Annotated in this window: 2 protein-coding genes and 2 pseudogenes; all 4 read right to left on the reverse strand. The window is 71.9% G+C overall.

The window, feature by feature from the left end:
- Window positions 1–848 (reverse strand): annotated as a pseudogene (locus FNH05_RS33195) (type VI secretion protein); the annotation flags it as partial.
- A gap of 49 nt (window positions 849–897) precedes the next feature.
- The gene (locus tag FNH05_RS33200; RefSeq protein WP_144592810.1) at window positions 898–2,802 is read right to left on the reverse strand and encodes a VirB4 family type IV secretion system protein; all 1,905 of its coding nucleotides are present in this window, start codon (window positions 2,800–2,802) and stop codon (window positions 898–900) included.
- On the reverse strand, window positions 2,802–3,923 hold the full coding sequence (locus FNH05_RS33205) for a PrgI family protein (RefSeq protein WP_144592811.1): 1,122 nt from the start codon (window positions 3,921–3,923) through the stop codon (window positions 2,802–2,804). The genes FNH05_RS33200 and FNH05_RS33205 overlap by 1 nt, the downstream gene beginning before the upstream one ends.
- A pseudogene (locus tag FNH05_RS38965) lies at window positions 3,920–4,460 on the reverse strand (hypothetical protein); the annotation flags it as partial. The pseudogene FNH05_RS38965 and the gene FNH05_RS33205, both read right to left, overlap by 4 nt.

A 4,460-nucleotide genomic window follows, 5' to 3' on the forward strand; every position in this document is an offset into this window, starting at 1 on the left:
GGCTCGCTGTGTAAGGCACCCGAGCCTGTTCGCCCCACGCTCGGGCGGCGGGGTTTCATGCCGGGGGTGAACTGGTCGAGCAGCCGCCCGACCAGGCGGGTGGGGCCGCGGGTGTGTAGGCGCCGCGCGGAGCGGCGCGCTGTCGCGACCCGGCGGCCGGTGACCGGGCGGGCCAGGATCTGCACGCAGGCGTACTCGTCTCGGTCGAGCCCGACGGGGGCGCCGATGAGGGTGCGGATCGGGTCGGCGTCGAAATCGGTGCGGATCGGCAACGCCTCCGGGCGGGCGAGTCGCAGTTCCCCAGCGATGACCAGTTGCCGCTGGCCTGGTCCGGGTGGCGGCAGTGGTGGCTGTGGTGGGCTGGTGGTGCGGGTGTGCGCGCCGGGCCAGGCGGCCTCGATGGCGCGTTCGACCAGGCCGGGTGGGATCACGCCGGGCACCCACAGCCGGATCGCGACACCGGCCTCGGAAAAGCAGTACTCGCACGCCACGTGCGGCTGCCCGATCAGCCAGCGCCGCCAGGCCGGGCGGAGCAGCCCGACGAGGTTGGACCACAACGCCGCCCCGCCAGCGGGATCCACCTGGGGTGGCGCGAGCACGGTGACCTGGCGGGCATCGGCGAGCAACCTTGCATGGCGGTGTCGCGCCCACCGCCACCGGCCCAGCACGCCCCCCACGAAGCCGAGGACAAGCAGAGGCCCGGCGATCGGCCCCCACGTCACTGCCCAGTCCCGCACGTGGTCCAGGAGCGCGGACAGCGCGCCGCCGGGGTCGCGCAGGTAGTCGCCGAGCCATCCGCTGCTCGGTTCGCTCGGGTGCGGGAGGGCGGCCGGTATCCAGGGGCGCATGGTGGTTCCTTCCAAGAAAGACGGGGAAATGCCGAGCTATAGGGGGACCTCAGGCGGCTTCGGTGCCACTGTCGAGGTCGATGTGCTCAGCGGCGAAACCCAGGTCGAGGTAGGGTTGCTCGGCGTCGAGGGAGTCGCCGGTTTCGTTGTCGCTGGCGTATTCGGCGAGTTCGGCGGGGTTACTGGTCGCGAGGTGGTGTTCGGCCGGTGAGGCGAGGGCTTGGAACGCCACCCGTTGCGTGCCCGCCGACAGCAATCCCTGGCCCCGATCGGCCGAGAGCAGGAATTGTCTTTCCCCGGCCGATAAATCGAAGGTGTGTGTGATGTCGTCGATCGCCTGTGGCGCCTGCCGCAGAAGGATCTGGGTGGCGGCGTTGGCCACCACGGCTTTGCCGAGATCGCTGCCCAGGACGTCGGCGGTGTCCTGAGTGGACACCGTGAGGCCGGCCCAGTGCTTGCGGGAGGCTTTGGCCATCCGGAACAGGAACTCCGCGCCCGAGGTCTCTTTCATCAACAGCCACGCCTCGTCCACCACGACGAGGCGGGGGCGCCGGATCGCCGGGTTGGACACGCGCCGCCACACCGCGTCCAGGGTGAGCAGGGTGCCGATCGCTTTCAGCTCGTCGGGCAGCTCCCGCAGCGAGAACACCACGAGGTGTCCTTCCGGGTTAGTGGTGGTTTGCCCGTCGAACAGCGACGAGAACGCGCCCTCCACGAAGGGATGCAACCGGGCGGCCAGCTCGGCGGCGGCCCGGTCACCGGCCCGCCCGGCGGTGGCGAGTTGATCGCGCAGCATCCGCAACGTGGGTGCGGGCCGCGTCCAGGTGCGGGCGTCGCTCGTGATGCCCGCGGCTTGGTAGGTGGCGGCGATGCCACGGTCCAGCGCGGCCCGCTCGCCCGCCTGCAGTTCGCCGCCGACGAGGACGGCGATGACGGTGTGCAGGAACAGCGACCGGCGCACGAGGGCGTCTTTCGGGGCGGTGCGCCGCCCATCGGGGCGGGTGTGGATGGGCAGATCGAACGGGTTGAGCCGCGCGCCCGGGGCACCGAGGTGCACGCAGGTGCCGCCCACCGCGGCGGCGAGCCGGGCGTACTCGTTCTCCGGGTCAACAACCGCGATCTCGATCCCTCGATACAGGCTGCGCAGCAGTTCCAGCTTGACCAGGTAGGACTTGCCCGCCCCGGAGCGGCCGAGGATCACCGAGTTGTGGTTGTGCATCCCCTCGCCGAACCGGTCCCAGTGCACCAGCCCCTGCGAGCCAACGTTGTAGCCGTAGAGCACCCCGGACGGGGCCGCAACCGAGGTCGGGTCCGCGGCCGGGAGGTCCGGGGAGGTGAACGGGAACGCGGCGGCCAGTGCGCTGGTGTCGAAGGTGCGGCGCATCCCGATTACATCCAGGCCCAGGGGCAGCGTGGACACCCAGCCCTGCAGCGACCGGTAGGTGGTGTGCTTCGCGTCGAGCAACAACGACGCGCACAGCGACCGCAGCGCCGCCACCTCATCGGCCAGCGCCCGCTGCGAGAGCGCGTGCACCGTGAGGTACAGGCCGACGCGGAACAACTTCCCCTCACCCCGGGCGAGGCGGGAAGACAGGTCGTAGGCGTCCTCGGTCGCGGCCTCGACCTGCGGGTCGAACAGGCGCCCGTGCTCGGCGGTGTGCCGCCGCCCCGACTCGAGCTTGGCCAACTGCTTCCTCAACCGCGCCGCCGCGGCCGCCTGATCGATCGGCTCGACATGCAACGCGACATCCAACCTGCCCGGATACGTCAGCAGCGGTGCGAGCCACCCGGGGTGCACTTCGCGGGGAAACCCGGTCACGGCGAAGCTGGCCACCCACTCGTTGCCGACCTCCAGGTGCCGGGCCCCCACCGACAGGGCGTCCGGGGTGAACGCCGCACTACCCTGCAGCCCGCCGTTCGCAGGGCGGCGCCGGGCGCGTGCTCGGGTCGCCATCACCACCGCCTCCCGTCCTCGACGTCGTCGGCACCGTCCTCGTCGTCCCAGTCATCGACGCCGTCGGGATCGCCAAACGGAATCTGGTCGCCGTCGCCCGTGGTGATGACGTCATCGGCACCGGCCAGGGCCGCTGAGGGTGGAAGCAAGGTGTCGGGATTGCACGCCGAGGCGAGCACGGCCGTTGCCTGCCCGGCATCCAGCGGGGTGACCACAACCCCAGCGGGGGCGAGCAGCTCGATGGCCTCGCCAAGACGACGCACCAACCGCGACTCCGCCGCCCGCCGCGCCCCGCTGCTCGCCCACCCGGAGTCGGCGGGGCTCCTGCCTCCCCCGCGCGAACGCAACACTGAGAGAGGCGATGGACCACTCAGCTCGGTCGCGGAGACTGCCGCCTGCGCTGGCTCGCGCAGGATGAGCAGCACCTGGCGGCGCAACAGGTCGGTCTGTTCGCCGAGCTGCGCGAGGTAGTCGGCGTGCTCGACCGCCGCGGCCTCCAACGCGGGGTGGGGCAGACCGCCGGCGTGGGCGCGCAGCTCGGCGATCTGCTCGGAGAGGTCGAGTCGCTCGGTGCGCACCAGCACCTGCACGGGCGCGGTCAGGCTGTGCAGGTAGCGGCCGAAGCTCGCGACCAGCGCCTCCTGCTCGGCGGGTGTGCGCAGCGCGAAGTTCACCGTGGAGGCGACCGCCACGATCGCCAGACCGTCGGCGCCCAGGTCAACAACGCCGGTGTCGGTAACCGCTTCCGCGGGCAGCCGCAACGCGGACGGCGAGATCTCCTCCCGCCCCGCTGCGGTCGTCAGCCAGTCCGGCGCGGGCCGCACCCCCTCGGGTGCCGCCACCAGCCGACGCGGGCTCATGCGTTGCCGGATCGCGGCCATCAGCAGCCGGTCCAGGCTGACGCCGTCGCGCTGGCCGAGCGCGAGGAACGCCGCGGCCGCCCCGATGGGGATGGCCAGCACGAAGAACACCGGGATCGGCAGGAACGCGCGGGTGAGGGTCCAGGCGGCGTAGAGCACGAGCCCGGTCACTGCCAGGATGGTCAACTGGCGCGCGGTCAACGGACCGAGAACCCGGTCCCTCATCTCGACGTCGGCGGGGATGCGAACAGGCGAGGTCACGGCTTACCTCCGGATGCGGGCGGTTTCGGTGGTGTGCGGCGGGCAGGCTTGGGCAGGTCCAGCGGCAGCCGGAGTTGCTGCCCGGCGCGCGGTGCGGGGCGCACAGGTGGAGCCGGTGGTGTCGCCGGTGCGGGTTTCGCGGGCGCGACGCGACGCACACCGTCCAGCGGCAGCGGGTACTGCCCCGAACGGGTCGGCCGGTTGCCCTTGTACGGGTCGAACGGAAACTGCAACTGCTTCCCGCCACGCCGCCGACTCCCAGCTCCCGGGCGATGGGGCACAGGCGGGGCCGAGGTTGGCTTGACGCGCTGCACGTTCAGCGGAAGCCGGTATTGGCCGTCGCGCCCGAGCACTGGCTTGTTCTCCGGCCAGTCATCCCCCAGCGGCAACACCAGCTGACGGCCTCGCGCAGCACGTGGTTTCGGTGTGGGTGCGGGCTTCGGCATCGCCGCCGGGCGCGTGCGGCGCGCCACCCCGGTCAACGGCAGCACGTACTGCCCGTCGGCGGTGGTGCGAGTACGGGCATAGGGGTCGGCC

It is taken from the genome of Amycolatopsis rhizosphaerae, from assembly GCF_007713715.1.
In the GTDB taxonomy this organism is placed as follows: Bacteria; Actinomycetota; Actinomycetes; order Mycobacteriales; family Pseudonocardiaceae; genus Amycolatopsis_E; species Amycolatopsis_E rhizosphaerae.